The organism is Polaromonas sp. P1_E1_2, assembly GCF_056406035.1.
Window position 1 is genome coordinate 1 of sequence record NZ_JBFUAZ010000527.1, and the last position, 3,021, is coordinate 3,021.

At 63.3% G+C, this 3,021-nt stretch carries 4 protein-coding genes; 2 read left to right on the forward strand and 2 right to left on the reverse strand.

Annotation, left to right across the window (positions count from 1 at the left end; all coding sequences use genetic code 11):
• The coding region (locus tag AC1D1P_RS19290; protein WP_477674087.1) for an LpxL/LpxP family acyltransferase at nucleotides 1-429 on the forward strand (429 nt) is incomplete at its 5' end.
• Nucleotides 426-1,322 (forward strand): lysophospholipid acyltransferase family protein, encoded by an 897-nt coding sequence (locus AC1D1P_RS19295; protein ID WP_477669899.1) that lies wholly within the window; start codon nucleotides 426-428, stop codon nucleotides 1,320-1,322. The genes AC1D1P_RS19290 and AC1D1P_RS19295, both read left to right, overlap by 4 nt.
• Nucleotides 1,323-1,409: 87 nt before the next feature.
• On the opposite strand, the gene AC1D1P_RS19300 is transcribed toward AC1D1P_RS19295, so the two are convergent.
• Nucleotides 1,410-2,321: an alpha/beta fold hydrolase gene (locus AC1D1P_RS19300; RefSeq protein WP_477669898.1), complete on the reverse strand. Its 912-nt coding sequence runs from the start codon at nucleotides 2,319-2,321 to the stop codon at nucleotides 1,410-1,412.
• A gap of 87 nt (nucleotides 2,322-2,408) precedes the next feature.
• The coding region (gene yihA / locus AC1D1P_RS19305; RefSeq protein ID WP_477674088.1) for a ribosome biogenesis GTP-binding protein YihA/YsxC at nucleotides 2,409-3,021 on the reverse strand (613 nt) is incomplete at its 5' end.

Sequence of the window (3,021 nt, forward strand, 5' to 3'; positions counted from 1 at the left end):
GACAGGGCCAATCTCACCGTCGTGCCCGCTTCCTTAAGCGGCATCCGCCTCATGCATAAAACCCTCAAAGCCAATCAGGACGTGGCTTTGATGACGGACCAGGTGCCGCCCGAATGCCAGGGCGTGTGGGCGCCTTTTTTTGGCAAGCCGGCCTACACGATGACACTGGCTGCGCGGCTGGCGTTGCAAAGCGGTGCGGTGCTGCTGCCCGTCAGTTGCGARCGCCTGGCCCGCGGCAAAGGGTATTTCCTCAAGATATGGCCTCCGGTGCAGGGGATGGACGCCTCAGATTCCGGCGCGCGCGCCGACCYGCTGCATGGGGTGACACAGATCAACCGGGCGATCGAAGCCATTGTGCTGAGCCAGCCTGGCCAGTATTTGTGGGGCTATGCACGCTACAAGACACCTCGCAAGGAAACTCCCCTTTGAAGACTCCCCGCCAGTTGGCCAGCCGAATCGTGACCCGCGGCGGCATTTTCTTTATGCGGGTGCTGGCGCTGCTGCCGCTTTCCTGGACGCGTGGCCTGGGCGTGCTGCTCGGCTGGATGTTGTATGCGATGGTAGGCTCGCGCCGGCGCGTGGTGGCCACCAATTTCGCGTTGTGCTTTCCCGGTTACCCGACCGCAGAGCGGCGCCGCCTCACGGTGCTGACATTTGTATTTTTTGCCCAGGCCTGGCTGGACCGCGCCTGGCTGTGGCACGCGCCCCAGGCCTGGGTGCAGCGGCGCGTTCAGGTGACGGGGGCTGTGCAGGAACTGGAGGGCAATGAGCCCACGGTGATATTCCTGCCGCATTTCGTCGGCCTGGATGCGGCATGGGCCGGTGTGGCGCTGCAGATGCCGCGGCCTTCGACCACCATTTACACCGACCAGTCGAACAAACTGGTCGACCGCTGGATACTGCGGGGCCGGCGGCGGTTTGGCAACCTGCGGCTTTTTGGGCGGGGTGATGGCGTCAAGCCCATTGTGGCCGCGCTTCGGGAAGGGCAGCCGCTTTACCTGTTGCCCGACATGGACTTCGGCCCTGACGATTCAGTGTTCGTGCCTTTTTACGGCATACCCACCGCAACGGTCCCGTCTCTCTCTCGATTTGCACGCCTGGGCCGCGCCAAGGTGCTGCCCCTGTTGCCCCGAATCACTCCGACGGGCTATGAGGTGGAGGTGTTGCCGGCCTGGGCGGATTTCCCCAGCGACGACCCGGTGGCYGACACCGCACGCATGAACGCGCAGCTGCAGGACTACATCAACACCATGCCCGCCCAGTACTACTGGGTGCACAAGCGCTTTAAAACCCGACCAGAAGGCGAGCCGTCCCTGTATTGACGGCGGGCGGGTTGGGCCGAAATTTTAGGGGAATAGTCCTCCGGGCCAGGCGGAATGAGCGCAAGCGGCTATTAAATCAATAGCAATCTAGCGCAGAAAATCCTGCAGGTGTGCCGCCACCAATGCGGGCTGCTCGTGCACGATCCAGTGGGTTGCGCCTTCGATGCGGCGTAAATCCATCTGCGGYACGTAGTCGCCCAAGCCTTCCAGCAGTGCGGGCGGCAAGGCCGTATCGTCCAGTGCCCAGAGCACCAGMGTCGGCAGGTGAACTTCCAGCATGTCCCGTGGAATGCTCACTGCCGCGGCGGCCGGGTCGTTGTGCGGCGGCCCGGGCCGGGGCGGGCGCAAGGGCGAAGCCCGGTAGTAATTGCAGGGGCCTGTCAGGCCCTTGCGCCAGATTTCGCGGTATTGGTCCTTGATGGCGTCGGTCAGCCACGCGTGCGGCCCATCGACCGCGCCCATGTTGGCAAAAAAATCCCAGAGCCGCCGAAAGTCATCTTCGGCCAGCAAGGCTTCGGCGTCGGGGCGAATCAGGAAGTTCATGTAGGCGCTGGCGGCTTGCTGCGCCGGCGAATGCTGCAGTTCGCGCAGAAAAGTGCCGGGGTGCGGCGAGTTGATGATGGCCAGCTTTTTCATCAACGCGGGATGGCCCGCAGCCAGGTTCCAGGCCACCGCGCCGCCCCAGTCATGGGCCACAAGGCATTCCAGTTGGCCACCTTCCAGCGCAATCAGCGCTGCAATGTCCTGCACCAGGTGTTTGGGCCGGTAGGCGGTTGCCTCCAGCGGCGCGCTGGAATGTTCAAAGCCGCGCAGGTTGGGCGCCACACAGCGAAAGCCGCCGTTTTCAGGCCGCGCGAAGTGTTCCAGCAAGCCGTCCCAGACAAAAGCGGCTTCCGGAAAGCCGTGCAGGAACATCAGGACAGGGCGGCCCGTTTCGCCCGCAATCCGGCAGGACAGGGTGATGCCGTGGGGCAATGCATACAAGCGGGTGGCGATCATGTTGCTACACTTTTTATAGCTGTTTGCGCTTGTCCCAGTTGGGTTGGAGCCGGTATTTGCCTGAAATTTCAGCGCTGGAGAGCTGCCTCAGTCATTGATCTCGGGCAGCTCTTCAGGCGCCGCTTTGGCAGGCTTTGCCGGTTTTTCGGCCGGATGGGCCCAGTCCCACAAATGCTGGGCTACTTCCTCGACACCGCGGCGCTTCAGCGAAGAAAAGAGTTTGACGTCTCCGCCGCCGGCCTGCAGTCGCACAATGGACAGCGCCTTGGCCGCTTCGGTCTTGTTGAGCTTGTCGGACTTGGTCAGCAGCACCAGGAACTTGAGGCCGTCTTCCACCCGCGGCCGGATCACGTCCAGCAGGATCTCGTCGAGCTCGGTCAGGCCCAGGCGCGGGTCGCACAGCAGCACCACGGCCTTGAGGTTGTCGCGCGTCTGCAAATAGTTGCCCATCACCTGCTGCCAGCGGTACTTGGCTTCCTTGGGCACGGCCGCATAGCCGTAGCCCGGCAGGTCGGCCAGTACGGCGTCCGTCACGCCCTGCTTGCCCAGGCTGAACAGGTTGATGCTCTGCGTGCGGCCCGGCGTCTTGGAGGCAAATGCCAGCCGGTGTTGCTGCGTCAGCGTGTTGATACAGGTGGATTTGCCGGCGTTGGAACGGCCGACAAAGGCGATTTCAGGCACGTCGACACGGGGCAGGTGC